The sequence below is a fragment of the Microbispora sp. H10949 genome (genome assembly GCF_014161435.1).
In the GTDB taxonomy this organism is placed as follows: domain Bacteria; phylum Actinomycetota; class Actinomycetes; order Streptosporangiales; family Streptosporangiaceae; genus Microbispora; species Microbispora triticiradicis.
Genome location: NZ_JABBWZ010000004.1, coordinates 533,912 through 558,316, shown reverse-complemented (window position 1 = coordinate 558,316; position 24,405 = coordinate 533,912). Strand labels below are relative to the sequence as shown.

Here is a 24,405-nt window from a genome sequence, read left to right as displayed (position 1 = left end):
ATGGGTTTGCTGGACGGTAAGCGACTGCTGGTCACGGGAGTCCTCACCGACTCGTCGATCGCCTTCAACGTCGCCAAGCTGGCCCAGGAGGAGGGCGCGCGGGTCGTGCTGACCGGCTACGGCCGTCTCAGCCTGGTCGAGCGCATCGCCAAGCGGCTGCCCGAGCCGCCGCCGGTGATCGAACTGGACGTGCAGGACACCGACCACCTCGACACGCTCGCCGACCGCGTCGGCGAGCACCTCGACGGGCTGGACGGGGTCGTCCACTCCATCGGCTTCGCCCCGCAGTCCTGCCTGGGCGGCAACTTCCTCAACACCTCGTGGGAGGACGTCGCCACGGCGGTGCACGTCTCGACGTTCTCGTTCAAGTCGCTCGCCGTCGCCTGCCTGCCCCTGATGAAGGAGGGCGGCGCGGTCGTCGGCCTCGACTTCGACGCGACCAAGGCGTGGCCGGTCTACGACTGGATGGGCGTCGCCAAGGCCGGGCTGGAGTCGTGCTCCCGCTACCTGGCGCGCGACCTGGGCAGGCACGGCATCCGGGTCAACCTCGTCGCCGCCGGTCCGCTCCGCACGATGGCGGCCAAGAACATCCCCGGTTTCCAGGAGTTCGAGGACTCCTGGCCGGAGCGCGCGCCGCTCGGCTGGGACCTGACCGACACCGCCCCCGCCGCCCGGGCGTGCCTCGCGCTGCTGTCCGACTGGTTCCCCGCCACCACCGGCGAGATCGTCCACGTCGACGGCGGCGTGCACGCGATGGGCGCCTGACGACGGCGGTCCCGCCGCGGGCCCCCCGCGGCCCTGGCGATCTTGCCGCCTGCCGTCGCCGCGCCTACCATCGGGACGTGCGTGGGGTCCGCCCGCCCGAGCGGGCGTGACCCGGTGAGCCCGCGAGGTCCTGGCCGCCCGGTGGCCGTGGATGGGGACGATGGGACGACCAGAGCGCGACCTGAGCCCCGAGGAGGGTCCCGTCCAGGCGTTCGCCGTGGCGTTGCGGCGGCTGCGTGAGGAGGCCGGGACACCCACCTACCGTGCCCTCGCCGAGCGGGCCCACTACTCCGCCACGGTGCTGTCGCGGGCGGCGGGCGGGCGGGTCCTGCCCAGTCTGGAGGTCACCCTCGCCTTCGTCAGGGCCTGCGGCGGCGACGAGGACGAATGGACGCGGCGCTGGCACCGCGTCAGCGCGGAGATCGCCGATGCCCCAGAGACGTCCGGTGGGGAACCGCCGTCTCCGGCGCCGGACGCGGAAGAGGACGTCCCGTCCGCCGCGCGCGGCGGTGCGTCCGGCGGCCTCGCGGGCCGGGCACGCGAACGCGGGCGCCTGCTCGTGCCGCTGGCCGCACTCGTGACCGCCGGCGCGGTGGCGTTCGGCGCCGCCGGAAGCGGCCCGCTGCTCGCGCCCGGCTGGACGTCGCGCAACCAGCACCTCACCGACCGGACGACCGACGCGAGCCTGGCCGAGGACATGGACGGCGACGACCCCCGCGCCCGGGGATGCGGACCCGACCCGGACACGCTCGAAACGCTCGACGCCGTCCCGCTCCTCCTGCCGGGCGGCGCCCGCTTCGGGACGCTGCGGCTGCGGCGCAGCCCGGTCTGCGACACGGCATGGGCGTCCGCGCACTACGACAATCCCCGTCTGTACACGGTGTGGCTCGCCGCGCACCGCCCGGCGGACAACGCCCAGGTCCGCTCGCAGTGGTCCAACAACACGCCGCCGGGCAGCTACGGCGACATGCTCTCCCTGGCACGGGGGTGCGTGTGGGTGGAGGGCTGGGTGGTCACCGAGAGGGGGGAGGGCCCGCACGCCGCGACCCGCTGTGCCCGCTGACGCGCCCGCCCTCCACGTCGTCGCCGGGCGGGGCTCAGCCCCTCGCCCACGCGCCGGCCGAGCCGGGTCCGGCGCCGCAGCACCAGGCGTACGCCGTCGCGGGCACGTCCCTGGCGTAGAGCTGGTCGGAGTAGGCCGAGCCGCCGCGCGTGCGGTACGCCTCGGTGCAGTCGCCGTAGCCGTCGCCCCGGCAGACCATGACCGTCACCGGGCCCGTCCGGCCCCCGTCGAACGTGACCCTGGACCAGTTCGTCCCGCACCGGGGCGAGTACCGCAACTCGGCCGTCGCGCCCGCCGGCCCGCGGCCGTCGCGGTACCAGAGCCTGGAGCTGCGCACGGTGTACGAGCCGGACGCGCACGCCGAGTCCACCGGGTCGGTGCCGTCGCACAACCGGCGGCCCGGGCTCAGGGCGCAGAACGTCCCCGAGCGGTGCGGGGAGTGCGCCGCACCCGACGGCTCCGGCCCCACGGCCCGCCCCTGCCCCGGTCCCGGCCCCGATCCGCCTCCCGATCCGGCCGACGCCGCCGGGGCCGCCGCGAGCACGGCCGCGGCGACCGCCGGCACGGCGAGCGTCCTCAGGACGGTGCTCCATCTCGTCATGGGCTCCTCCTCTCCTGCCGGCACCCGGCCCTTCGCGGGTGCCACGACAGGCATCGAAGCCCACGTGGGGGACGGCGGCGACGGCCGCACGGGGAGTGGAGACAACGCGCATCAACCCGTCCGTCCGGCGGCGCCGCGCATCAATCCGTGACCTCGCACGACCTCACGGAAGACGGCGCGCTCAGGCGAGCCGGTGGCGGCCCGACCGGTCGGGCAGCCGCAGGCCGCCCTCGAACGGGATCGACTCCTGCGGTTCCTGCTGCCCGGCGCGGGCCCGCCGCGCCGAGACCACCCGGGTGGCGAGCACCGCCGACAGCAGCAGCGCCGCCGTGAGGGCCGTCCCCACGGCGTCGTACGGCCGCTGGTCCCGCAGGGGCACGCCGGTGACCCTGCCGCGCAGACCCGGAAACTCGGGCATCTTCTGACCCGGCCACAGGAGCGGGATCAGGCCGTCCGCGTCCGGGTCCACGACGGGGTGAGAGGGTGCGGCGGGTGCCCCGCCGCTCTGCGCGGCCGGCCCCGGCCGGTACGGCTCCACCGGGAGGGCGCCCTCGGGCGCGTGCGAGGGCTTCGGACGCGCCGGACGGCCGGCGGTCGCGGACGGGCGGTGCTTCCGGCCGCTCCCACCGGCGCCGGTGCCCGTCTCGTCGCCGGACGCGCAGCGCTCGCCGGCCACCAGGGGCAGGCAGGTGTCCTGGATCGTCCGGCTCAGCCCGTCGGTGAGATCCTGCACGGGAGTGGGAGCACTCCCGGCGGAGGAGCCTCCCGAGCCGCCTCCGGTGACGCCGCCGCCCGCCGAGCCCACCGCGTCCGACGCCGTCCCGGCCGCGCCGGTGGCCGTCTTCACGGTGTCGTCCACCGTCTTCCCAATGTCGTCGACAGCGGTGCCGGCGGTGCCGGTCACCGTCTGCACGGTGTCGTCCACGGCCTTGGTGACCGGCTCCGTCACCCCTCCGGTCGCCTTGTCCGCGACGTCGGTGACGCCGTCCGCCACGCGGCCCACGCCGTCCACCAGGTTGCAGACGCCACCGGTGATTCCCGAGACGAGCCCGCCGCCGGTGGTGCAGTCGGCCCATGCCGGGGACGCGGTGAGGGGGAGCCCACCGCCCAGGGCGATCGCGAGAGCCCCGGCGGAGATGGCGGAGGCCTTGCGTGCGGTGCCCATGTGTTCCCTTCCGCGGTCGTCTGGTCAATCCCCCGACATACCCGCCACTCTTCGCCAGAGCGCGGGGTTATGCAGTAGAAAGTTGCAATTCGGTATCGATGTGTGATACGTGAAGACGATTCTCGTTCGCCCCTCGGCGGGTCAGGGGTCGGAGACGTCCGACACGTCGTCCAGGGCCTCCCGGATCTCCCACGGCAGGGTCAGCTCCTCGGCCTGTAACACCCCGAGGAGCTGCGCGTGGGTGCGGGCGCCGACGATCGCCGACGACACGCCCGGGCGGTCGCGCACCCAGGCGAGCGCCACGGCGAGCGGCGACACGCCGAGCCCCTCGGCCGCCGTGGTCACCGACTCCACGATCCGGCGGCACCGCTCGTCCAGATAGGGCCGTACGAACTCGGCGAAGTGCGGGGTGGCGGCGCGCGAGTCGGCGGGGATCCCGGTGCGGTACTTCCCGGTCAGCACGCCGCGTCCCAGCGGCGACCAGGCGAGCAGCCCGGCGCCCACGTGCGCGGCGGCCGGGATCAGCTCCTCCTCCGGCTCCCTGGCCAGCAGGGAGTACTCCGCCTGCGCCGCGACGAGGGGGGCGCGCGCGTCGCCGCACCGCTGCCAGGTCGCGGCGGCGGCCAGCTGCCAGCCCGTGTAGTCGCACACCCCGGCGTAGGCCGTACGGCCGGTCGAGACGGCGAAGTCGACGGCCGCGAGCGTCTCGTCGAGCGGCACCCGGTCGTCGAACGCGTGGAGCTGCCAGAGGTCGACCTCCTCCAGCCCGAGACGGGCCAGGGACGCGTCGAGTGCGCGGATGAGATGACGGCGGGAGGCGTCCCGCTCGCCGCCGGGCATGAGGACCGCCTTGGTCGCGATCACCAGCTCCGAGCGCGGCACCACGTCGCGGATGAGCCGGCCGATCAGCCGCTCCGCGTCGCCCCCGCCGTACACGTCGGCCGTGTCGATCAGCGTGCCGCCGGCCTCGGCGAACGCGGTGAGCTGAGCGGTCGCCTCCTCGGCGGAGGTGTCGCGGGCCCAGGTCATCGTGCCGAGCCCGATCCGGGACACCGAGAGACCGCTGCGCCCGACAAGTCGCTGGTCCATTGTGCGGACAGACTAGCCGATAGGCTGTCCGCACCATGGACGTACTACAGGCCATCGTGCTGGGAGTCGTGCAGGGTCTCACCGAGTTCCTGCCCATCTCCAGCTCCGCCCACCTGCTGATCGTGCCCAAGCTGGCCGGCTGGGGCGACCCCGGCGCCGCCTTCACCGCGGTGATCCAGCTCGGCACCATGCTGGCCGTGCTGCTCTACTTCTGGCGCGACATCGTCCGGATCCTCTGGACCTGGCTGCGCAGCCTGTGGACGCCGGAGCTGCGGGGCGACCTCGACGCCCGCATGGGGTGGTACATCGGGCTCGGCACGATCCCGATCGGCGTGGCCGGCCTGCTGTTCAAGGACGCGATCGAGGGCCCGGCCCGCAATCTCTGGCTCAACGCCACCATGCTGATCGCGTTCGGCCTGCTGCTGCTCGCGGCCGAGCAGTTCGGCAGGAAGAAGAAGGAGGTCGCCGACCTCACCATGCGCGACGGCCTGATCGTGGGGCTGTGGCAGATGGCGCCGCTGATCCCCGGCGCGTCCCGCTCGGGCTCCACCATGACCGGCGCGATGTTCCTCGGCTACACGCGCGAGGCGGCGGCCCGCTACTCCTTCCTGCTGTCCATCCCGGCCGTGGTGCTGTCGGGCCTGTTCGAGCTGCGCGACGTCGGCGACGGCGGCGGCCCGCCGCTCGTGCCGACCCTGATCGCGACCGTCGTCTCGTTCGTGGTCGGGTACGCCTCGATCGCCTGGCTGCTGCGTTACGTGGCGCGGCACTCCACGATCGTCTTCGTCGTCTACCGCGTCTTCGCCGGAACGTTCCTCCTCACCCTCCTCTACCTGGGGGTGCTCGAGTCATGACGACCGTCCTTCTCGTACGGCACGGCCTGACCGATTTGACCGGCCCGGTGCTGGCGGGCTGGACGCCCGGCGTCCACCTGGACGAGCGCGGCCGGGAGCAGGCGCGCGCGGTGGCCGAGCGGCTCGCGCCGCTGGAGCTGGACGCGATCGTGTCGAGCCCGCTGGACCGGTGTCAGGAGACCGCTACCGCCATCGCCCAGGGCCGCCCGGTCACCGTGCAGACCGACGACAGGTTCGGCGAGTGCGGCTACGGCGACTGGACCGGCAGGCCGCTGAAGGAGCTCGCCGAGGAGCCGCTGTGGCGGGTCGTGCAGGCCCATCCCAGCGCGGCGGTCTTCCCCGGCGGCGAGGCCATGGCGGAGGTGCAGAGCCGGGCCGTGCGGGCCGTGCGGGACTGGAACGAGCGGCTCGGCGAGAAGGCCACCTATCTCGTCTGCAGTCACGGGGACGTCATCAAGGCGATCGTGGCCGACGCGCTGGGGCTGCACCTGGACCAGTTCCAGCGCATCACGGCCGACCCCGCCTCCGTCACCGTGATCCGTTACACACCGCTGCGCCCCTTCCTGCTGAGGGCCAACGACGTGGGCGGGGGAGTGGCCAACCTGGTGCCCCCGCCCGAGGTTCCGTCGCGGGAAGACGGGGGAGAAACCACCACCGGAAGCGACGCCGCCGTCGGCGGCGGAGCAGGGACCACATAAGGTCGGGCTATGCCGGTCTTCGATTACGATCCGCCTGACAGGTTCGTGGCCGGTGCCGTTGGGCAACCGGGCGCACGAGCCTTCTTCCTGCAGGCGCGCGGCCACGGCAGGATCACCACCGTGGCGCTCGAGAAGTTCCAGGTCGCCGTGCTGGCCGACCGCCTCGACGAGCTGCTCGACGAGGTGCTGCGGCGCAGCGGCGGACGCGCGCCGGTCCCGGCCGTCGCCCCGGCCGAGCTGACCGACGAGGGGCCGCTGGAGCTGCCGCTCGACGAGGACTTCCGGGTGGGGACGATGGCGCTCGCCTGGGACCCGGAGACCTCCCAGGTGGTCATCGAGGCGCAGGAGGCGGGCGAGGGCGACGAGGAGGACGAGCCGCCGGCCGACGACCGGCCCGAGCCCGCCGTTCTCAGGGTGCGGATCAGCGCCGCCGCCGCCCGCGCGTTCAGCCGCAGGGCCCTGGAGGTGGTGGCCGCGGGCCGGCCTCCGTGCCCGCTGTGCGGGCGGCCCCTCGACCCGGAGGGCCACATCTGCGTGCGGCTCAACGGCCACCATCCCGGAGGGCTGTCCGCGTGAGGGGCAGGGCGGTACGCGCGGCGTGGCGAGGATCCGGATGACGGCTGAGGACGAGGCGAGCATCGGCGGCGTGGACAGAGCGGGACCCGACGGGGCGGGACTGGACGACGCGGCGGCGATGCGCCTGCTGCGGGAGGGCACCTTAGAAGTGGCCGGGCGACTCGTCGAGGCCACGAACATGACGCTCTACTGCTCCGTCGCCACCGGCGAGCACGCGGCGGCGTGCGTGTACAAGCCGGTGCGGGGTGAGCGGCCTCTGTGGGACTTCCCCGACGGCACGCTCGCGGCCCGGGAGGTGGCCGCCTACGAGGTGGCGGCGGTCACCGGCTGGCGCATCGTGCCGCCGACGGTCCTCCGGGACGGCCCCTTCGGCCCCGGCATGGTGCAGCTGTGGATCGACGCCGATCCCGACGCCGACCTGATGACCGTGATGCGCAGCCGCAACCCCGCCCTGCGCCGCATGGCCGTCTTCGACGCGGTGGTGAACAACGCCGACCGCAAGGGCGGCCACCTGCTCCCGCTGCCGGACGGCCATGTGTACGGCGTCGACCACGGAGTGTGCTTCTCCGTGGACGACAAGCTGCGTACGGTGCTGTGGCAGTGGCGCGGCAGGACGCTGCCGCGCGAGGCGGTCAACGTGCTGGAGCGGCTGGAACGCGAGATCGAGCGGGGCCGTCTCGGGCGGCGGCTGCGCGAGCTGCTCACCCAGGCCGAGGTGGAGGCGACCTGGGAGCGGGTCAAGAGGCTGCTGGCCACCGGCGTCCACCCGCATCCCTCCGACGACTGGCCCGCCATCCCATGGCCGCCGATCTGATGGTCCGCCCGAAGCTTGCGCAGAACGTACGTATTGTGCACTCTGCAGGGGTCTCTACCGTTTCTGGAGGGAACACGCAGTGTGTACGGTCATCGTGAGTGTCGACCCGGAGGCCGGCACACCGGTGCTCCTGGTGGGCGTGCGTGACGAGTTCGTCACGCGGCCGTGGATGTCACCCGACCGTCACTGGCCCGACCACCCCGGACTGATCGGGGGCCGCGACCTGGAGGCGGGCGGCACCTGGCTGGCCGCCGACCCGGCGGAGCGGCGCGTGGCCGCGCTGCTCAACGGCGAGGGCACCGCGGCTCCGGCGGCCGGGCGGCGGTCCCGCGGCGAGCTGCCGCTGCTGGCCGCCGAGGCGGGGGAGCTGCCGCCGGTCGACCTGTTCCGCTACGACCCCTTCCATCTCGTCCTCGGCGGTCTCGACGGCGTACGGCTGTGGAGCTGGGACGGCGGGCGGCTCGCCGAGGAGAAGCTGCCCGGGGGCGTCCACATGATCGTCAACACGGGCTGGGACCGGTCCGGCCGAGACCCGCGGACGGCCTGGTTCCGGCCCCGGTTCACCCGCGCCGCCCGGCCGGAGTGGACCGACGGCGGCTCCACGGAGCGTTTCTGGGGCGAGTGGCTGGACCCGGCCTCCGGCGCCGGGATGGGCGGCACGGCGGAGGGCACGGCGGAGGGCACGGTGGGGGGCGCGGTGGCCTGGGACGACCCCCGGGCACTGATCGTGCGGCGGCGTCTCCCGGACGGGCGGATCTTCGCGAGCCTGTCGGTGACGCTGGTCGCCCTGGCCCCGGAGGGGCTGCGCTACGACTTCTGTCCCCAGCCGGACGACCCCTCCACCTGGCACGAGATCGACACGTCCCGGGGCGGACCGCCCGGCCGGAGCCGTCGGGCGCGCGGATAGGCTGCACACCATGCGATCGTGGTCTGCTCCGAATGTCCCCAGGCTGCCTGGTCCGGGCCTTCCGCTCCGTTTGTACGACACCGCCGCCCGAGAGGTGCGGGAGACGGCCCCCACGGGAGAGGCCCGGATGTACGTCTGCGGCATCACGCCGTACGACGCCACGCATCTCGGGCACGCCAACACCTACCTCGCCTTCGACCTCGTGAACCGGGCCTGGCGGGACGCGGGCCACGACGTGCACTACACGCAGAACGCCACCGACGTGGACGACCCGCTGCTGGAGCGGGCGGCGGCGACCGGCACCGACTGGCGGTCCCTCGGCGAGCGGGAGATCGAGCTGTTCCGCTCCGACATGGAGGCGCTGCGGATCCTGCCGCCCCGCGAGTACGTGGGGGTCACCGAGACGATCGAGGAGATCACCGGGGTGATCGGCCGGCTGTCGGAGCGCGGCGCGGCCTACGACGTCGACGGCGACGTCTACTTCTCCGTCACCGCGGCGCCGAAGTTCGGCGCGGTCTCGGGCTACTCCGAGGAGACGATGCTGGCGCTGTTCGCCGAGCGCGGCGGCGACCCCGGCAGGTCGGGCAAGCGTCACCCGCTCGACTGGCTGCTGTGGCGGGCCGAGCGGCCGGGCGAGCCCTCCTGGGACTCGCCGTTCGGCCGGGGCCGGCCGGGATGGCACGTCGAGTGCACGGCCATCGCCCTGCGCAACCTCGGCACCGGGTTCGACGTCGCCGGCGGCGGCTCCGACCTGATCTTCCCCCACCACGAGATGGGTGCCTGCGAGGGCCACGTCGCCACCGGCGAGTGGCCGTTCGCCCGTGCGTACGTGCACGCCGGCATGGTCGGCCTGGACGGCGAGAAGATGTCGAAGTCCAAGGGCAACCTCGTGTTCGTCTCCCGGCTGCGGCGCACGACCGACCCCATGGCCGTACGGCTCGCCCTGCTGGCGCACCACTACCGCACGGACTGGGAGTGGACGGGGGACCAGCTCGCGGAGGCCGAGGCCCGGCTGGCGCGGTGGCGGGCGGCGGTGGCGCGTCCGGCGGGGCCCGCGGGCGAGCCCGTGCTCGCCGCGGTCCGCGAGCGGGTCGCCGACGACCTCGACGCGCCCGGCGCGCTCGCCGCGATCGACGCCTGGGCGGCCGGGGCGGGCGACGACACGTCCTCGCCCGCGCTGGTCCGCGACGTCGCCGACGCGCTGCTCGGCGTCGCCCTCTGACCGGGCGCGGCCGCCGGGCGGTGCCGTGAGCCCGGCGGCCGGCTCAACCGATCGGCAGGCGCGGCGCCAGCCAGGGGAACACGACGTACCACAGCGCGGCCACCGCGCCTCCGGTCAGCAGCACGGCGATCGTCAGCCGGAGCGCGGCGCCGCCGGGCAGCAGCCGCCAGAGGAACCTGTACACGCCGGATCTCCCTCGGTCAGTCCCGGCGTTCCTCACGGCGGACGAGCACGCTCTGGACGACCAGGCGCTGCGCCGCGGAGAACTTGGGGTGGCAGGTGGTCATGGTCATGAACGCGGTGGTGGGCCGCTGCCCCGGGTGGCCGGGGACGGGATCGACGACGTCGACCTCGCCGGGATCCACGACCTCCTTGCGCGTCACCTGGTAGGTGTAGCGGGCGTCCCACGCGTCCACCATGATGTCGTCGCCGCGCTGTAGCCGGTCGATCCGGTTGAACGGCGCCGCGTAGGTGGTGCGGTGTCCCGAGAGCACGAAATTGCCGACCTGACCGGGCAGGGCGGTGCCGGGGTAGTGACCGGGGCCTCTGCGCAGTTCGTCCGGGCCCACGCCCTCGACGACGGCGAACCGGTACCCGGCTCCCAGGCGCGGGATGCGCAGCAGCGCCAGGGCGTCGCCGGGCCGCACCGCGGCCGGGCCCGCGCGCCCCTCATGCCGCAGGAAGACCTCTCCCAGCCGCCGCTGCAGGACGCGCTGCTCCCGTTCGGTCTCCGCGCCGGTGCCCCAGAGCAGGTACGCGTAGAACAGCAGCAGGACCAGACCGGCGGGCAGGCACAGCTCGCCGATCACCCGTACGGTCGCCGTCACGGCTCCGCCGTCGTCTCCGCGCACGGACCGAGTATCGCCTTCCGGTGACGATCCGCGGCCGTCGCGCGAGGGCGTTGGTGAATTCTTTGGCACCCGGGTCGCGGCCGCGCGCGAAGCGGCGAGCGGGTCGCGGTCAACGGACCGAGAACCCTGGCCGATCGTTCGGTAAGCGCCGTGCGCCGTATTCGAGCCGATCTTCACCGGCCGCTTACAACGGTCGCAGATGCTCGTTTACGTGAATGCCGTTATCGGGAGTCCAAAGTGGCGCGAAAAAACACCCTACCCATTCTTCTGGCGGTGACGGTCGCGGGCGGCCTGACGCTCGGGATCCCCGTGGCCGCGGCCGCGGGGACCGTCATGTCACCGGTCGCCCCGGCGGGGGACGGTACGGCCCTCTCGCCGGAGCCCGTCACGGCGGAGAACGCCGAGGAGCCGGGCGAGAACGTGGACGCGAGCCCGGTCGTGCAGGAGAGCGGGCCGGGGACGGCCGCGCAGCAGCCCGTCTGCACGGGCAACGCGTGCAACAACAACGGCGGGGTCTGGAACCGGAACGCCGGCGGCTGGAGCTATCCGCTGGCCTACACCTACAGCGACACCAAGACGATCAACGCGCAGCCCATCGCCGCGCCCGCGGGCGCGGGCACCGGTCGCGGCGCCGGCCCGAGCGTCACCGGCGTCGGTCCGGCCATCGGCCCGGGCACCGGTGCGGGTGCGGGCGGCGCTGACATGGCACCGCTGCAGAACGCGACGCAGAGCGCGGAGCAGTGGCCGGCGGAGGGGCCGGCGGAGGCGCCGGTGGGAGCCGGCAAGGCCTCGGCCGTCGAGGGGGAGCCGGAGGAGCTGCCCGGGGAGACCACCGATGAGGAGGGACTCCCCGGGGAGGAGACGGACGAGGAGTCCCCCGAGAAGGACACCACCGACGAGGCCGACGAAGACGAGGCGGACGAGGCGGACGAGGCGCCGGCCGGCGTGGCCCCCGAGGAGATGGCCGGCCCCGCGCCGGTCGCCGCGGTCGGCCCGGCGGCGGGCCCGGCGGGCGGCGCTCGGCTCCCGTTCACCGGCGCGCCGGTGAGCGTGGCCGCCGCCGGCGCGGGCCTGCTGGCCGTCGCGCTCGGCTGCACCCTCGCCACCGCCCGGCGGCGGCGCTCCACCGGCGCCGGGTAGCAGACGCCGGGTAGCACCGGTGCCCGCGGGGCCGTGGCAGGGGGCGCGGCGGCGGGGGACGCGCGGCAGGTGTGGCGGGGAGGCCGGTCAACGAAGCGAGAACCCTGCGCGATCGTTCGGTAAGCGCCGTGCGCCGGGGCGGAGCGGCCGTTAACCGGACGCATATAACAGTCGAGCAGCGACATGTCGCTGGCAATCCGGGCAAATGCTCAATCGGCATAATGGCCGTTATCGGGAGTCCAAGTGGCGCGTAAAACTAAAAGACCAATTTTTCTGGCGACAATGGTCGCCGGCGGCCTGACCCTCGGGATCCCCGGGGTCGCGGCCGCGGAGTCCGTCGGGTTCACGGTGCTGCCGTCGGGCGACGGCGTCTACCCGCCCAGGCCCATCAGCGTGGAGACCGTGGTGGACCCGCGGGTCGTGACGCCGGCCGTGCAGGAGAACGAGCCGGCCGCGGTGCAGCCCGTCCACACCACCAACAACAACAACGGTTTCTGGTGGCCCAACAACAACTGGCAGGGCTGGAGCTGGCCGCAGGTCTCCACGACCAACGACACCAACAACGGGAACGCGCAGCCCATCGTCGCGCCCGCCGGCGCGGGCGGGATCGCACCGGTGCAGAACGCCGGGCAGCAGGCGCAGGGGGGGCCCGCGCAGGCCGTCGCGCCTGAGGAGACGGAGGCCGAGGACGAGTCCGAGGAGGTGCCGGGGGAGGAGGCCGAGGAGGAGCGCGCCGACGAGAACGAGGACATGCCCGGCGAGGAGGAGTCCGAGGGCTCCTTCGAGAGCGGGCCGGCCGCCGGAGAGGCGCCGACCGGCGGTGTTCCCGCGCAGGCCTCGGGAGGCGGCCGCCTGCCGTTCACGGGCGCGCCCGCGGGCGTGGCCGTCGCGGGGGCGGGCCTGCTGGCCGTCGCACTCGGCTGCACCCTGTTGTCCGCGCGGCGTCGGCGGTCCGGCGATGCCGAATAGAAGCAGGTGGTCTGCGGTCCGGGGCGCAGCGGCCCGGTGACACCTGGAAGAACTCGCAGGCTGGTCGTCGCCGGCCTGCCGTCGCTGGCCCTCGGCCTCGTGCTGGCCGGGGGCTGGGCGGCCCACCTCGGGCTGAGCGTGCGTGACCATCTGGAGGCGACGCGGGCCGCCCTGCTCCGGCTGCGGCCGGGCGCCGTGGGGCCGGCCCGCTCCGTCGCCGTGACGCTCGCCGAGGCCCGCGGTCACGCGGCGGAGGCGCGGCGGCTGACCGGCGGCCCCGACTGGGCGCTGCTCACCCACCTTCCGGTGGTGGGCGACGGCGCGGCCACGACCCGGGGACTGGCCGCGTCCGTCGCGGACATCACCGACGTACTGACCCGCGTGGAGCGCGCGGCCGCGCCGTTGCTGTCCGCGGGCGCGCGGGCGCCGGGGGACCTGCGGCGCGCACTGGCCGCCCTCGACGCGATGGCGCCGGTGCTGCGCGACGGCGCCGCCCGCGTGGCCGCGGCGAGATCGCGGGTGGCGGGCACCCCGGCGTCGACGGGCCTGGCCGCCCTGGACGGGGCGCGCGACACGGCGCTCCGCGAGGCGGGCCGGCTGCACGGCATGCTGAGCCAGGGGGCGGAGGCCGCCGCCCTCCTGCCGCCCATCCTGGGCCGCGACGGTCCCCGCCGCTACTTCCTGGCGTTCGAGACGAACGCCGAGGCCCGCGGGACCGGCGGCCTCGTCGGCGCCTTCGGCGTGCTGAAGGCCGACGGCGGCAGGGTGTCCGTCACCCGGCTGTCCGCCAACACCGGCATGGCGGCCAGCGCCGAGCCCGTCGCCGACCTCGGCTCCGCCTTCGCCTCCCGCTACGGGCGGGGCGCGACCACGACGCTGTCGGTGTCGAACCTGTCCCCGCACTTCCCCTACGCCGCGGCCACCTGGACCGGACTCTGGCGCCGCCAGACCGGCCAGGAGCTGGACGGGGCCATCGCGACCGACCCCGTCGGCCTCTCCTACATCCTGGGCGCCATCGGGCCGGTGAGGCTTCCCGGCGGCGGTGGGACGGTGACGGCGGGCAACGTCGTCGACCTGACGGAGCGGGAGGCCTACGCCCGCTATCCGGACCCCGCCGAGCGCAAGAAGTACCTGGTCAGGATCGCCGGAGCGGTCAGCGAGGCGCTGACCGGCCGGCTGGGGGAGCCCACGCGGCTGCTGCCCGCCTTCGCGCGCATGGTGGGCGAGAGCCGGCTCACGGTCTGGAGCCGGGCCGGGGACGAGCAGCGCCGTCTCGCGTCGACTCCGGTCGGCGGGGTGCTGCCCGAGCGGCGCGAGCCGTACGCCGGGCTCGTCGTGAACAACTCGGCCGGCACCAAGCTCGACTACTACCTGGACCGCTCGCTCACCTACGAGCTCGGCCCGTGCCGTCCGGACGGGCTGCGCACCTCGCGGGTGCGGGTCCGGCTCACCAACGACGTGCCGCGCGGGCCGCTGCCCGCCTACGTCACCGGCCGGCTCGACGACCCGCGGCGTCCTCACGCCGCCGGCTCCAACGTGCTGTGGGTGTCGCTGTACGCGGGAATCGGGGCGAGGGCGACGGGGGTCCGGCTCGACGGCCGGCCGATCTCGTTCTACTCCGAGACCGAGCGGTCCCATCCCGTCTACTCCAAGGTGCTGGAGTTCGCGCCCGGCCAGTCGAGGACGCTGGAGTTCGACCTGCTCGAACCGTACTCGGCGGCGGCCCCCGTGGTCCCGGTGCAGCCGCTCGTCCGCCCGCAGCACACACTGGTGACGGCCGACGTCAGGGGCTGCGGCCCCTCCTGAGGTGACCGGCAGGAACCGTTAAAGCCCGGCGCGCCGCGAGGGGCGGCGCGCCGGGCCCGGCCTAGCGTCCCGCCCATGGAGCGTACGCATCCGCCGGAGGGCGCGGAGACCTTCCGCATCCTGTTCGTGTGCACGGGCAACATCTGCCGCTCGGCCATGGCCGAGCGGCTCACCCTGGCCGCGCTCGGGCCGGGCTCGCCGATCCTCGTGGGCAGCGCGGGCACCCACGCCAGGCCGGGACTTCCGATGGCCGAGCGGGCGTGCGGGGCGCTGCTGCGGCTCGGCGGCGATCCCGGAGGGTTCGCCTCACGCCCGCTCACCGCCGCGGCGGTGGCCGGCGCCGATCTCGTGCTGGCGGCCTCGTCCGAGCATCGCGCCGCGGCGGTGGCCCTGCATCCCGTCGCGGCCGCGCGCGCGTTCACCATCGTCGAGTTCGGCGTGCTGGCCCGCGCGGTCCCCGCCGGGCGGGTGCCGGGCCACGAGGGTCCCGTACGCCGGGCGCGGGCCCTGCTGGAGGAGACCGGGGCACTGCGCGGGCTGGTGCGGGTGGAGCGGCCCGACATCGCCGACCCCTACGGAGGCCCCCGCAGGGCCTACCGGGACGCGGCCCGCCGCATCGCGGACGCGCTCGCCGCCCCGATCCGCCTGCTGACGCACGCGACTGCCTGACCCGGCGGTCCTCCGCTCGCCGCAAGCGAACGCGTGGGGCCGCGTCACCCGACGCGGCCCCACGCAGCTGCTCTCGCCGTACCGCTACACCGGTATGGGCGCCTGCGGCTGCGGCGCCTCCGGCGGGGCCTCCTGGACGGCCGCGTCGTACCCGTATCCGTACCCGTAGCCGTAGTAGGAGCCGTGCTTGGCCGGCACGAAGTTCAGCACGGTGCCGACGAGGCGGGCGTTGATCGACGACAGCAGCTCACCGGCCCGGAGCACCTGCTCGCGCCGGGTCTTGCCGTGCCGCACGACGAGCAGCGCGCCGTCGCAGATCGCGCCGAGGGCGGCGGCGTCGGTGACGGGCAGCAGCGGCGGCGCGTCGATGATCACCATGTCGTACTCCTCGGTGAGCTGGGCCAGCACCGAGCGCATGCCCCGCGACCCGAGCAGCTCGCTGGGGTTCGGCGGGATCCGGCCGCTGGGCAGCACGGAGAGGCCCTGCTGCCCCCACGTCTGGATGACGTCGTGCAGCCGCGCCCGCTCGATGAGCACGTCGGTGAGCCCGGTTCCGCCCTCGATGCCGAGGTAGCGGGGGACGCTGGGGCGCCGCAGGTCGGCGTCGACCAGGACCACCCGCCAGCCCGCCTGGGCCATGGTGATCGCGAGGTTGGCCGACGTGGACGACTTGCCCTCGCCCGGCAGGCAACTGGTCACGACGAGCGACTTGGGCTGCCTGTCCACCCCGATGAACTGGAGGTTCGTCCGCAGCGACCGGAACGCCTCCGAGCGCGACGACCGGCCCTGGTCGCGCAGGATCAGCGGATGCCGCTTGGCGTCCCGTTCGTAGCCGATGACTCCGAGGATCGAACTCCCGGCGACCTTCTGCAGCGTCTCGGCGGTCTTGACGGTGGTGTCGAGGCGGTCGCGCAGGACGAGGCCCGTGACGGCCGCGAGCAGCGCGATCAGCGCGCCGAGCGCGATGTCGACCGGAGGCCGGGGGGACTCCGGCGTCTGCGGGACCTCCGCCGGGTCGACCACGGTGACGCGGACCGTGGGCGGGCTCTTCGGTGTGGGCCGCTCGATCTCGTCGATCAGACGGGTGAACGCCGCGCCCAGGGCGTCCGCCCGGTGGGCGGCGCGCACGGGGTCGCTGTCGGCGACGGTGACCCGGAGCAGGGTGGTGTTGGGAATCGCGCCGGCGGTGATGGCGTCCTGCAGGTCGCGGACGTCCTCGGTGCCGGCGACCCGGCCGACCACCCGGCGGCTGGTCAGCAGGGCGGCGTACGACTGCACCCGCTGCTGGGACAGCGCGCCCGCCTGGAGAGCGGTCGAGAGGCTGCCCTCCCGGTCGTCCGCCGAGACCAGCATGGTGATCCCGGCGACGTACCGTGGCGTGGCGTGGGTGGTCACGGCGAAGGCCACTCCCGCTCCCGCCAGCAGCGAGAGCAGCAGGAGCGGCCAGTGTCTGCGCATCAGCCGCGCGTAATAGAGCAGTTCCATGGTTGTCAGCCCCTTACACGGATAGAGGTCCGGGGACGGGTCGGCGCATAGGGCGCATAGACCGGAACGCGCTGCGGCAGCACGACGGCGACGCACGCGGCGGCGACGCCGCCGATCGCCGCGGCGGCCGGCGCGATCCAGCCCAGCGTCATCGCCAGGTCGGCCAGGCCGGCGGCGGCCGCGAGTGCGGCGAGCGCGAGGGCCGTGAGCCGCTTGCCGAGACCGAGCCGGTGCAGCCGGTGTGAGAGGTGGTCGGAGCCGCCCTGCAGCAGCGGCCGGCCCGCCCTGCGCCTCGACAGCAGCACGATCCCGGTGTCGACGGTCGCGACGAAGGTCGGCAGGAGCAGGCCCGCGACCGCCGTGCCGGTCCCGGTGCCGGTGATCACCAGTGCCGCCGAGGACGCCAGCACGAATCCGATGAACAGCGAACCGGCGTCCCCCATGAAGATGCGCGCCGGCGCCCAGTTGTGCAGCAGGAACCCCAGGGCGGCGGGGGACAGGGCGGCCAGGAGCAGGCCGATCTCCGGACGCCCGGACACGAAGGCGGCGGCGGCGAGGAGCGCGGTGCTGACCACGGTGACGGCGCCCAGCGCGCCGTCCATGTTGTCGAGCAGGTTGTAGGAGTTGGTCACCACGACGATCCACAACAGGGTGATCGGCGCGTCCGGCCAGGCCCCGGTCACCGGCGCCACGACCCCGCTCGTCACGGCCACCCCGGCCGCCAGCGCCTGTACGGCCAGCCGGGTCGGCGGAGGGAGCGGCGCGATGTCGTCGATCAGCCCGAGCAGGGCCATGGCCACGGCGCCGACGAGGATGCCGGCGATCCGCTGGCCGGCCGCGCCGGCCAGCGCCACCGGGGGGACGACGGTGCACAGCATGATGGCGATCCCGCCCAGATAGGGTGTCGGCCGCCGGTGCGACTTGTGCCCGCCGGGCCTGTCGGTGAGTCCCCAGCGCAGCGCCAGGCGCCGCATCACGGGGGTCGCCGCCGCGCAGCCGGCGAAGGCGCTGATCGCGATGACCAGGGCGGTGGCGCCGTTCACCGGCCCGTGGCCGCGAGCTCGGCGCGGGCGTCGGAGATGGTCTCCAGCAGGATGTCGTCCAGCGTCAGGGCCGGCGTCCACCCGGTCAGCGCGCGCAGCCTGCCGGTGTCGGGAACCCGGCGTGTCATGTCCTCGAAGCCCTTGCCGTACGCCTCGGCGTACGGGACGAGATCGACGCCGGACGTGCTCCCGGCGAGCTCGACGATCAGCTTGGCCAGCTCCAGGATGCTCACCTCGTCGCTGGAGCCGACGTTGAACGTCCCGCCGACCGCGCGGTCGTCGTCCAGCAGCAGGAGAAGTGCCCGAACGACGTCGCGTACGTGCGCGAAGCAGCGGGTCTGCGTGCCGTCGCCGTGCACGGTGAGTGGCACGCCGGCCAGCGCCTGCCGGACGAGCCGGGGGATGACCATGCCGTACGCGGGGCTCTGCCGCGGCCCCACCGTGTTGAACAGCCGGACGACGACCGTCGGCAGGCCGCGTTCGCTGTGGTAGGCGTTGGCCAGGATCTCCTCCACCGCCTTGGCCGTGCTGTAGGCCCAGCGGACGACGTCCGGACTGCCGAGGATCCGGTCGGACCACTCGGGGAGCGGACCGGCCGAGTTCTTCCCGTAGATCTCGCTCGTGCTGGTCACCAGGATCTTCCGCCGGTAGCGGTGCGCCGCCTCCACGACGATCTCCGAGCCGCGGATGTTGGTGGTGAGCGAGCGCAGCGGTTGCTCGACGATCAGCTTCACCCCCACGGCGGCGGCAAGGTGGACCACCACGTCGCACTCGTGCACGAGCTGGTCCACGGCGAGCTCGTCCAGGACCGAGCCCCGGACCACGCGCAGCCGTGGATCACCCGCGTGGTGCGCGAGGTTGGCCGGGCGGCCGGTCGACATGTCGTCCAGGACGACGACGGAGTCGCCGCGAGCGAGCAGGGCGTCGGTCAGGTGGGATCCGACGAAGCCGCTCCCGCCGGTGATCAGATAGGTGTTCCCGCTTGACGTGGTCAAGGCCTTCTCCCAGCAAGTGGAGGTTGACAGGATCGCAATAGGACTTCGTGCGCGAAGGTGGTGTGTCAGGCGCTCCCGGCGCCGGACGTCTTCTCGAACCAGGTCACGGTGAGGTGCAGCCCCTCCTCCAGTGGCACCGGCCGGACGCCGGGGAACCGGTCGAGCAGCAGGCGGGCCGACGCCTGCGACTCGCGGATGTCGCCCGCGCGGGGCGGCAGGAACTCCGCCTCGACCGGCCGGCCGAGGACGGCGGCCAGGGCGTCCTTGAGCTGGAGCAGGGACACGCGGGTGCCGAAGGCCAGGTTGACCGGCGTGCCGCCGGTGACCCGGCGGACCGCGGCGTCGGTGAGGACGTCCACCACCGAGCCCACGTAGGTGAAGTCACGCGCCTGGCGCCCGTCGCCGTGGATCGGGACCGGCAGTCCCGCCAGCGCGGCGCCGACGAACGCCGGGATCACCGCGGCGTACGCGTGCCCGGCCGGCTGGAGCGGGCCGTACACGTTGAAGAAGCGGAACGGCAGCACGGGGAGGCCGTAGCTGGCGGCGTACGCCAGCGCGTACGCCTCGGTGGCGAGCTTGCTCGCGCCGTACGGGCTCAGCGGCCGGGCCGGCAGGTCCTCGTGCTTGCACGTCTCGGCGTGGTCGCCGTACACCGAGGAGGACGACGCCAGGATCACGTGCGGCCGGGTGGCCCGGCACGCCTCCAGGACGTGCAGCGTCCCCGTCGCGTTGACGGCGTGCGAGGCGAGCGGGTCCTTCACCGATCGGGGCACCGAGGGCCGCGCGGCCAGGTGGATCACGTGCGTCGCGCCGGGCACGAGGTCGGCCAGCAGGTCCCGGTCGAGGATGCTGCCGGTCACGAGGACGGCCCCGACGTCGGCGAGGTTGGCCGGGTCCCCGCTGCTCAGGTCGTCCAGCACGGTGACGCTCTCGACCTCGGGCCGGGTGGTCAGCGCCCGGCAGAGGTTGGCGCCGATGAAGCCGGCGCCTCCGGTGACCAGGACTCTCATGCGATTCTCCTTGGGAACGACGGGCTGGACGCGGCGTACAGCGAGCGGTAGAGCGCCTCGGTGTCGGCCACCAGGCGCTCCACCGCGAAGGACTCCGTCGTCCAGCGGCGGGCGGCCTCGCCCATGCGGCGGGCGAGCACCGGGTCGGTCAGCAGCCGGAAGGCGTGCTCGGCCAGTTCGCCCGCGTCCGGGGCGGCCAGCAGGCCGGTGACCCCGTGCCTGACGACCTCCTCGACGCTGCCCACGCGGGTGGCGACGACGGGAGTGCCCGCCATGCCGGCCTCGATCAACGTCAGCGGCGTGCCCTCGTTGTCGGAGGTGAGCAGGACGACGTCGGCCGCCGCGTAGACGGTCTCGACGTCCGCTCGCCACCCGAGCAGGTGGAAGGTGCCCGGTGCGGCGCCGGCGGCCCGCTCCACCTCGCCCGTGAGCTCGCCGCCGCCGCAGACGACGAACCGGCAGGCGGGCAGGCGGGCGAGCACGGCCCGCGCGGCCGCGAGGAACCGGTCGGGCCGCTTCACCCCGGTGAGCCTGCCGACGAAGGCGACGACCGGCGCGTCCGGAGGAAGCCCCAGCTCCGCGCGGGCGGCCTCGCGGCCGGGCACCCCGCCCAGCCGCACGCCCGGCGGAATCACGACGTACTGCCCGGGATGGCCGATCCCGGCCGCGAGCAGGTCGTCGCGCACGTTGGCGCCCACCGTCACCAGCCGGTCGGTCATGGCGGCCAGCCGCCGCTCCGCCCCCACGTAGAGGCGGCGTTTCGCGGGCGAGAAGTAGCCGTGCAGCAGGTGGCCGTGGAAGACGTGCACGGTCCGCCCGCCGCCCCACGCCGGACCGACCCGGGCGAGGCGGGCGGCCACCCGGCCGAGCGCGCCCGCCTTGGCCGTACGGGTGTGCACGATGTGCGGCCGGAAGGCCCGCATCTCGGCGGCCAGCCGCAGCAGCGCGCGGCAGTCGTCGCCGGGCCGGACCGAGCGGCCCAGGCCGGGGACGCGGTGCAACCGTGCCACCGTGTCCCCGAGCCGGTCGCCCTCGGTCTCCTCCACCTGCCCGGTGTAGAGGCGGTGGTCGAACTCCTCGGTGTTCAGCCGTTCGCACAGCCCCAGGATCTGGGTGGCCGGGCCGCCGATGTTCATGCGCGCGATGATTTCCATGACCCGAATTCGGCCGTCCGGTCTCACCACGGGCTCTTCGGTGATGAGCCTGTTCACGTCGGAGAAGCTAACCCGCGATTTGAGCTTTTCGCCGACACCGTGACGGCGGCGGCGAAGCCTTTCCGCATTCCCTACCGAGGCATGATTCAGGCCGATCGGGCGGGCCGGACGGAAAGGTAAAGCATTGGCGGGAAGCGGAATGCCGCCGATCGCGCGGTCTCCACGGCCTTTTCCGCGTGGCCGGGGCGTGCCCCGCGGACAAAGGAGTGGCAAGGACTCCGCCCGGGGCAGGCGTCGCGTCCCGGGCGGACCGGCGGCGGTCGCGAGGCTTGCCGCATGGCCGAGACAGCTCTCACCACACCGCGACCGGTCGAGGGGCGCGGGCCCCGCCGCCTGGCCGGCCGACCGGCCCCGGCCCTTCTCCCGAGATGGCTGCCGGCGTTGTCGGTCGCCGCGTTCACCGTGGGCGTGACGCTGTTCTACGGCGTCTCCGTCAGGGACCTCACCCTGTTCGCGGTGTACCTCGCCGTCTGCGTGGCGCTGCCGGGGACGCTTCTGGTGCGGGCCCTCTACCGGGGCCGCCGCACGCCGGCCGAGGAGATCGCGCTGGGCGTGGCGCTCGGCTACGCCGTGGAGGTCGTCGTCTACGTCGCCGCCCGGGCCGCCGGGGCGCCGCTGCTCGTCCTGGCGTGGCCGGCCGCCACGTTCGCGGCCGTCGCCGTGGTCCCCCGGCTGCGCGGACGCGAATCGAGGGCGCTCCGCACGCCGGCGCCGATGTGGTGGTCGTGGGCGCTGGCGCTGACCGTCGCGAGCCTGGTCGCCTGGAGCGCCGTGACCTTCTTCCGGCACACGGCGCTGACCTGGCCGGGGATGGCGTCGGTCAACGTCGACCTGCCGTACCACCTGGCGCTCGTCGGGGAGCTGAGGCACCACGTGCCGCCCGCGACCCCGATGGTCGCGGGCGAGCCGCTGCTCTACCACTGGTTCGTGTACGCCCACCTCGCGGCGGCGAGCTGGATCACCGGCGTCGAGCCGCTGGTGCTGCTCTTCCGGCTCGGCATGCTGCCCGTGCTGGCCGCGCTCGTCGTCCTGCTGGGGATGGTCGCCAGGCGCGGGGCGGGCTCCCGGGCCGGCGCGCTGGCGGCCGTCGCGGGCACGTTCTTCGTCGTGGCGCCGAGCCTTTACCTCGGGCCGGGCACGGGCGTGTTCACCTGGAGGGCCGAGTCGTGGACGAGCCCGTCCCAGACGTTCGGGGCGCTGCTGTTCGCGCCCGTCGTCCTGCTCGTGGCCGACCTCCTGGAAGGGCGCGGCGGCGCGGGCCGGTGGATCATGCTCGGTGTCCTCCTCGTCGGGGTGATGGGCGCCAAGGCCACCCAGTTGCCGCTGCTCGCCGCCGGGCTGGCGACGGTCGGTGCGGCCGGGGCGGTCAGGCGCCGCCGGGTCTCCCCGGCGCTGCTCGCCGTGGCGGCGATGACCGGGGCGTGCCTGCTCTACGCGCAGTTCGTGCTGTTCGGCGGCGCGCGCAACGGCGTCGTCGTGGATCCTCTCTCGCTGGTACGCGTCACCTGGGGCCAGCTGACCGGCCGGAGCGGCGCGCGTCCGGGGACCGCCTCGCTGCTCGGGGTCGCCGCCCTGTACGCGGTGTGCTGGGCGCTGATCTGGTTCGGCGTCCTCGGGCTGCTCGCGGGCCGGCCGGGCACGCGGACGCCGCCGGGCACGCTCCTCATGCTCGGCATGGGCGGGTCCGGCCTCGGCGCGGTGCTCCTGCTCGGGCACTGCCAGATGAGCCAGATCTACTTCCTGGCCGGGTCCTATCCCTACCTGATGGTCGTCGCGGCGCGCGGGCTGTCCGCGGCCCGGGCCCGGGCGGGGCTGCCGTACCGCACCGCGGGTGTCGCGGTCGCGGCCGGGGTGCTGATCGAGGTCCTGGTGCGGTGGCTGTGCGGCGTCCGGGTTCCCCTGGAGCCCGGGCGGCCGGAGGCGCTGCTCTACCTGCCGTACGGCGTGCTGGCCCTGGCCGTGGCCCTGGTCGTCGGCGTCCTGACGCTCAGGGGATGGCGCGGCGCGCGCCTGTGGGCCTGCACGGTGTTCCTGGTCGGCGCCCTCGGCCTGCCCGCCGCGTGGGTCACCAGGGCGCTCCCGAGCGGCGGCGCCCTCCCGGGCGGCGCGGGGGAGGCCGCCGCCGAGGCCGGGGAGTCCGGGGAGCCCGCGGGGAGGGTCCCGGAGGGGACGGTGGAGGCGGCCAGATGGCTGCGGGCCCATTCGAGCCCCGGCGACCTGGTCGCGACCGACGCCCACTGCCGATGGGGCCACGAGAGCCCGTGCGACAGCCGGCATTTCTGGCTGGCGGCGCTGGCCGAACGGCGGGTGCTGGTCGAGGGCTGGACGTACACCTCGGCGAACATGGCGCGCTGGCGCCCCGGCGTGCGGGTGCAGGACATCCCGTTCCGGGACCGGCGGCTGCTGCGGGACAACGACGCCGCGGTCCGCGATCCCGCCTCTCCGGAGGCCCGGCTGCTGCGGGACGGATACGGCGTGCGGTGGCTGGTGTCCGAGCGGCGGCCGGGAGACCCGGGCGCGCCGGCCGGTGCGGCGCCGGTGTACCGCTCCGGCGACTACGCGGTCTACCGGCTTCGGTGAATTTTTCCTCCGCTCCGTTTCCCGAGATATTCCGGTGGCGCTCCCGAGGTGAAATGAACGGCGCTCGTAGCATTCGATTATGAATATTCGCGTCGTCGCCAGGAATGCCGCCCGTCCCGCTTATCTCCCCGTGATGACGCGGAAAATATGGTCGCGGCTGAGCCACGGGCACGACCGGGAGCGGGCCGCCGCCCGCGCCTGGGCGGCCGAACACGCGGAGGACATGAACGCGTGGGGGAACGCCGTCGACCCGGTCCTGTGGCGGGAGGGCAGGGAGTTCGCCGAGTCCCTCGCGGACCGCGTCCGGCCGCGCATGGAGGCGCTCGCCGCCGCGGGGGTGGACCTCGGCGGGGCCGGTGGCATGGAACTGCTCTACCTGCTGACCAGGGTCGTCCGGCCCGCGCTCGCCCTGGAGACGGGAGTGGCGGCCGGCTGGTCCACCGCGGCGATTCTCGCCGCGATGCGGGCCAACGGGACCGGACGATTGATGTCCAGCGATTTCCCGTTCTTCCGGCTGGCCGACCCGGAGCGTTATATCGGATATGTCGTTCCTAACGACCTGAAAAGCCGGTGGTCCCTGCGGATCAAGGGAGACCGCCGCAATCTCGAGGAGTTCCTGTCTCCGGACACGATGGTCGATCTCGTCCACTACGACTCGGACAAGACCAGGGCCGGGCGGGAGTTCTTCCTCCGGCGGATACGGCCCCATCTGACCGGCAGGCAGGTCATGGTCATGGACGACATCCAGGACGACCTGGTCTTCCGGGAGTACGCGGAGCGGCAGCCGCTCTTCCGCGTCTTCGCCTACGAGGGCAAGTACATCGGCGTCACGGGCTCCGGGCTGCGGGCCGTCGAGCGCCGCTAGCACTCCCGTGGAACGCCTTTCGAG

Annotated in this window: 24 protein-coding genes; 14 read left to right on the top strand and 10 right to left on the bottom strand. The window is 74.2% G+C overall.

The annotated features are described in order from the left end of the window. A complete protein-coding gene (gene fabI / locus HHX40_RS12840; protein WP_117409426.1) occupies positions 1-765 on the top strand; it encodes an enoyl-ACP reductase FabI in 765 nt (254 codons plus the stop codon). 160 nt (positions 766-925) lie between these two features. Continuing rightward, positions 926-1,828, top strand: a complete 903-nt coding sequence (locus HHX40_RS12835; protein WP_182880742.1) for a helix-turn-helix domain-containing protein — start codon at positions 926-928, stop codon at positions 1,826-1,828. 34 nt (positions 1,829-1,862) lie between these two features. Here HHX40_RS12835 and HHX40_RS12830 read toward each other — a convergent pair whose 3' ends face one another. The 3 genes from HHX40_RS12830 to HHX40_RS12820 all read right to left on the bottom strand — a co-directional run bounded on the left by HHX40_RS12830 (position 1,863) and on the right by HHX40_RS12820 (position 4,683). Next, entirely contained in the window at positions 1,863-2,429 is a 567-nt protein-coding gene (locus tag HHX40_RS12830; protein WP_182880741.1) for a DUF2690 domain-containing protein, read from the bottom strand. Positions 2,430-2,610: 181 nt separating this feature from the next. Continuing rightward, on the bottom strand, positions 2,611-3,594 hold the full coding sequence (locus HHX40_RS12825) for a hypothetical protein (protein ID WP_182880740.1): 984 nt from the start codon (positions 3,592-3,594) through the stop codon (positions 2,611-2,613). A gap of 141 nt (positions 3,595-3,735) precedes the next feature. After that, a complete protein-coding gene (locus HHX40_RS12820; RefSeq protein WP_150934697.1) occupies positions 3,736-4,683 on the bottom strand; it encodes an aldo/keto reductase in 948 nt (315 codons plus the stop codon). 35 nt (positions 4,684-4,718) lie between these two features. Between HHX40_RS12820 and HHX40_RS12815 the strand changes: the two genes are divergently transcribed. The 6 genes from HHX40_RS12815 to mshC all read left to right on the top strand — a co-directional run bounded on the left by HHX40_RS12815 (position 4,719) and on the right by mshC (position 9,754). Further along, positions 4,719-5,537 (top strand): undecaprenyl-diphosphate phosphatase, encoded by an 819-nt coding sequence (locus HHX40_RS12815; RefSeq protein WP_182880739.1) that lies wholly within the window; start codon positions 4,719-4,721, stop codon positions 5,535-5,537. Continuing rightward, positions 5,534-6,235: a histidine phosphatase family protein gene (locus HHX40_RS12810; protein ID WP_182880738.1), complete on the top strand. Its 702-nt coding sequence runs from the start codon at positions 5,534-5,536 to the stop codon at positions 6,233-6,235. Before HHX40_RS12815 ends, HHX40_RS12810 begins: the two co-directional genes overlap by 4 nt. Before the next feature lie 9 nt (positions 6,236-6,244). Further along, entirely contained in the window at positions 6,245-6,811 is a 567-nt protein-coding gene (locus HHX40_RS12805) for a DUF3090 domain-containing protein (RefSeq protein WP_182880737.1), read from the top strand. Between the two features lie 37 nt (positions 6,812-6,848). Next, positions 6,849-7,625: an SCO1664 family protein gene (locus HHX40_RS12800; protein WP_117409433.1), complete on the top strand. Its 777-nt coding sequence runs from the start codon at positions 6,849-6,851 to the stop codon at positions 7,623-7,625. Positions 7,626-7,719: 94 nt separating this feature from the next. Next, the gene (locus HHX40_RS12795; protein ID WP_310738068.1) at positions 7,720-8,532 is read left to right on the top strand and encodes an NRDE family protein; all 813 of its coding nucleotides are present in this window, start codon (positions 7,720-7,722) and stop codon (positions 8,530-8,532) included. 10 nt (positions 8,533-8,542) lie between these two features. Next, positions 8,543-9,754: a cysteine--1-D-myo-inosityl 2-amino-2-deoxy-alpha-D-glucopyranoside ligase gene (gene mshC, locus HHX40_RS12790; RefSeq protein WP_182880735.1), complete on the top strand. Its 1,212-nt coding sequence runs from the start codon at positions 8,543-8,545 to the stop codon at positions 9,752-9,754. A 43-nt stretch (positions 9,755-9,797) separates the two neighbouring features. On the opposite strand, the gene HHX40_RS12785 is transcribed toward mshC, so the two are convergent. Together HHX40_RS12785 and HHX40_RS12780 are read right to left on the bottom strand one after the other, a co-directional pair. Then, positions 9,798-9,938, bottom strand: coding sequence for a hypothetical protein (locus tag HHX40_RS12785; protein ID WP_165900863.1), 141 nt, complete (start codon positions 9,936-9,938; stop codon positions 9,798-9,800). 16 nt (positions 9,939-9,954) lie between these two features. Beyond that, positions 9,955-10,605, bottom strand: a complete 651-nt coding sequence (locus tag HHX40_RS12780; RefSeq protein WP_310738067.1) for a class E sortase — start codon at positions 10,603-10,605, stop codon at positions 9,955-9,957. A gap of 273 nt (positions 10,606-10,878) precedes the next feature. Here HHX40_RS12780 and HHX40_RS12775 point away from each other — a divergent pair, with 273 nt between their 5' ends. From HHX40_RS12775 to HHX40_RS12760, 4 genes are all read left to right on the top strand, one after another. Continuing rightward, complete coding sequence (locus HHX40_RS12775) at positions 10,879-11,745, top strand: hypothetical protein (protein ID WP_182880734.1); 867 nt, start codon at positions 10,879-10,881, stop codon at positions 11,743-11,745. A gap of 282 nt (positions 11,746-12,027) precedes the next feature. Next, positions 12,028-12,714: a hypothetical protein gene (locus HHX40_RS12770; protein WP_182880733.1), complete on the top strand. Its 687-nt coding sequence runs from the start codon at positions 12,028-12,030 to the stop codon at positions 12,712-12,714. A 36-nt stretch (positions 12,715-12,750) separates the two neighbouring features. After that, on the top strand, positions 12,751-14,520 hold the full coding sequence (locus HHX40_RS12765; RefSeq protein ID WP_182880732.1) for a DUF4012 domain-containing protein: 1,770 nt from the start codon (positions 12,751-12,753) through the stop codon (positions 14,518-14,520). A gap of 75 nt (positions 14,521-14,595) precedes the next feature. After that, positions 14,596-15,189: a low molecular weight phosphatase family protein gene (locus HHX40_RS12760; protein WP_182880731.1), complete on the top strand. Its 594-nt coding sequence runs from the start codon at positions 14,596-14,598 to the stop codon at positions 15,187-15,189. Positions 15,190-15,273: 84 nt separating this feature from the next. Here HHX40_RS12760 and HHX40_RS12755 read toward each other — a convergent pair whose 3' ends face one another. From HHX40_RS12755 to HHX40_RS12735, 5 genes are all read right to left on the bottom strand, one after another. Then, positions 15,274-16,674: a polysaccharide biosynthesis tyrosine autokinase gene (locus tag HHX40_RS12755; RefSeq protein ID WP_182880730.1), complete on the bottom strand. Its 1,401-nt coding sequence runs from the start codon at positions 16,672-16,674 to the stop codon at positions 15,274-15,276. Positions 16,675-16,679: 5 nt separating this feature from the next. After that, a complete protein-coding gene (locus tag HHX40_RS12750) occupies positions 16,680-17,717 on the bottom strand; it encodes a glycosyltransferase family 4 protein (protein WP_182880729.1) in 1,038 nt (345 codons plus the stop codon). Further along, positions 17,714-18,712, bottom strand: coding sequence for an NAD-dependent epimerase/dehydratase family protein (locus HHX40_RS12745; RefSeq protein WP_182880728.1), 999 nt, complete (start codon positions 18,710-18,712; stop codon positions 17,714-17,716). The genes HHX40_RS12750 and HHX40_RS12745 overlap by 4 nt, the downstream gene beginning before the upstream one ends. Positions 18,713-18,777: 65 nt before the next feature. Beyond that, entirely contained in the window at positions 18,778-19,722 is a 945-nt protein-coding gene (locus tag HHX40_RS12740; RefSeq protein WP_182880727.1) for an NAD-dependent epimerase/dehydratase family protein, read from the bottom strand. Continuing rightward, entirely contained in the window at positions 19,719-20,876 is a 1,158-nt protein-coding gene (locus HHX40_RS12735) for a glycosyltransferase (protein WP_220499024.1), read from the bottom strand. Before HHX40_RS12735 ends, HHX40_RS12740 begins: the two co-directional genes overlap by 4 nt. Before the next feature lie 336 nt (positions 20,877-21,212). Here HHX40_RS12735 and HHX40_RS12730 point away from each other — a divergent pair, with 336 nt between their 5' ends. Further along, positions 21,213-23,516: a hypothetical protein gene (locus tag HHX40_RS12730; RefSeq protein WP_182880726.1), complete on the top strand. Its 2,304-nt coding sequence runs from the start codon at positions 21,213-21,215 to the stop codon at positions 23,514-23,516. A 133-nt stretch (positions 23,517-23,649) separates the two neighbouring features. Continuing rightward, positions 23,650-24,381 (top strand): class I SAM-dependent methyltransferase, encoded by a 732-nt coding sequence (locus HHX40_RS12725; RefSeq protein WP_182880725.1) that lies wholly within the window; start codon positions 23,650-23,652, stop codon positions 24,379-24,381. Positions 24,382-24,405: the final 24 nt, after the last annotated feature.

What these genes read in the sequence shown, in the direction of transcription:
- fabI (WP_117409426.1), top strand. Translation starts at nt 1, where the DNA reads ATGGGTTTGCTGGACGGTAAGCGACTGCTGGTCACGGGAGTCCTCACC.
- HHX40_RS12835 (WP_182880742.1), top strand. Translation starts at nt 926, where the DNA reads ATGGGACGACCAGAGCGCGACCTGAGCCCCGAGGAGGGTCCCGTCCAG.
- HHX40_RS12830 (WP_182880741.1), bottom strand. Translation starts at nt 2,429, where the DNA reads ATGACGAGATGGAGCACCGTCCTGAGGACGCTCGCCGTGCCGGCGGTC.
- HHX40_RS12825 (WP_182880740.1), bottom strand. Translation starts at nt 3,594, where the DNA reads ATGGGCACCGCACGCAAGGCCTCCGCCATCTCCGCCGGGGCTCTCGCG.
- HHX40_RS12820 (WP_150934697.1), bottom strand. Translation starts at nt 4,683, where the DNA reads ATGGACCAGCGACTTGTCGGGCGCAGCGGTCTCTCGGTGTCCCGGATC.
- HHX40_RS12815 (WP_182880739.1), top strand. Translation starts at nt 4,719, where the DNA reads ATGGACGTACTACAGGCCATCGTGCTGGGAGTCGTGCAGGGTCTCACC.
- HHX40_RS12810 (WP_182880738.1), top strand. Translation starts at nt 5,534, where the DNA reads ATGACGACCGTCCTTCTCGTACGGCACGGCCTGACCGATTTGACCGGC.
- HHX40_RS12805 (WP_182880737.1), top strand. Translation starts at nt 6,245, where the DNA reads ATGCCGGTCTTCGATTACGATCCGCCTGACAGGTTCGTGGCCGGTGCC.
- HHX40_RS12800 (WP_117409433.1), top strand. Translation starts at nt 6,849, where the DNA reads ATGACGGCTGAGGACGAGGCGAGCATCGGCGGCGTGGACAGAGCGGGA.
- mshC (WP_182880735.1), top strand. Translation starts at nt 8,543, where the DNA reads ATGCGATCGTGGTCTGCTCCGAATGTCCCCAGGCTGCCTGGTCCGGGC.
- HHX40_RS12770 (WP_182880733.1), top strand. Translation starts at nt 12,028, where the DNA reads ATGGTCGCCGGCGGCCTGACCCTCGGGATCCCCGGGGTCGCGGCCGCG.
- HHX40_RS12760 (WP_182880731.1), top strand. Translation starts at nt 14,596, where the DNA reads ATGGAGCGTACGCATCCGCCGGAGGGCGCGGAGACCTTCCGCATCCTG.
- HHX40_RS12755 (WP_182880730.1), bottom strand. Translation starts at nt 16,674, where the DNA reads ATGGAACTGCTCTATTACGCGCGGCTGATGCGCAGACACTGGCCGCTC.
- HHX40_RS12740 (WP_182880727.1), bottom strand. Translation starts at nt 19,722, where the DNA reads ATGAGAGTCCTGGTCACCGGAGGCGCCGGCTTCATCGGCGCCAACCTC.
- HHX40_RS12735 (WP_220499024.1), bottom strand. Translation starts at nt 20,876, where the DNA reads ATGGAAATCATCGCGCGCATGAACATCGGCGGCCCGGCCACCCAGATC.
- HHX40_RS12730 (WP_182880726.1), top strand. Translation starts at nt 21,213, where the DNA reads ATGGCCGAGACAGCTCTCACCACACCGCGACCGGTCGAGGGGCGCGGG.
- HHX40_RS12725 (WP_182880725.1), top strand. Translation starts at nt 23,650, where the DNA reads ATGACGCGGAAAATATGGTCGCGGCTGAGCCACGGGCACGACCGGGAG.